Here is a 660-nt window from a genome sequence, read left to right as displayed (position 1 = left end):
GGCGTACTTCTTCTGCAGCGGGGTCGGGAAGTAGCGCTGCAGCTCCTTGGACAGGTACGGATCTTCCGGGATGTCCGAATCCAGCAGCTGGGCGAACGCCACCAGCTTGGAGTAGGACAGCAGCACCGACAGCTCCGGACGGGTCAGGCCCTGGCCGCGTGCCTTGCGCTGCGACAGCTCGGCATCGGACGGCAGGAACTCGATCTGGCGATCAAGCAGGCCCTGCTGCTCCAGGGTACGGATGAAGTGCTGCTTGGAACCCAGGCGCTTGACCGCCATCCGCTCCATCAGGCTCAGCGCCTGGTTCTGGCGGTAGCTGTCATTGAGCACCAGCTCGGCGACTTCATCGGTCATCGAGGCCAGCAGCTTGTTGCGCTGCTCGACGGTCAGCTTCTTCGCCCGCACCACATCGTTGAGCAGGATCTTGATGTTGACTTCATGGTCGGAGGTGTCGACACCGGCCGAGTTGTCGATGAAGTCGGTGTTGAGCAGCACGCCGGCCTGGGCGGCTTCGATGCGGCCCAGCTGGGTCATGCCCAGGTTGCCGCCCTCGCCCACCACCTTGCAGCGCAGCTCGCCACCGTTCACGCGCAGCGCGTTGTTGGCGCGGTCGCCGACATCGCTGTGCTGCTCGCTGGCAGCCTTCACGTAGGTACCGAT

The 660-nt window shown here is 64.4% G+C and carries 1 protein-coding gene; it reads right to left on the bottom strand.

Features of this window, described 5'->3' with window-relative positions; translation table 11 throughout:
* On the bottom strand, window positions 1-648 hold a 648-nt coding region (locus DAI20_RS19605; protein WP_240606143.1), incomplete at its 3' end, for an NAD-glutamate dehydrogenase domain-containing protein.
* Between the last annotated feature and the right edge of the window lie 12 nt (window positions 649-660).

The sequence above is a fragment of the Planctomonas deserti genome, from assembly GCF_003067705.1.
Classification (GTDB): domain Bacteria; phylum Actinomycetota; class Actinomycetes; order Actinomycetales; family Microbacteriaceae; genus Planctomonas; species Planctomonas deserti.
Note: the sequence above shows the minus strand (reverse complement) of the source record. Positions and strands in the feature narration are given on the sequence as shown.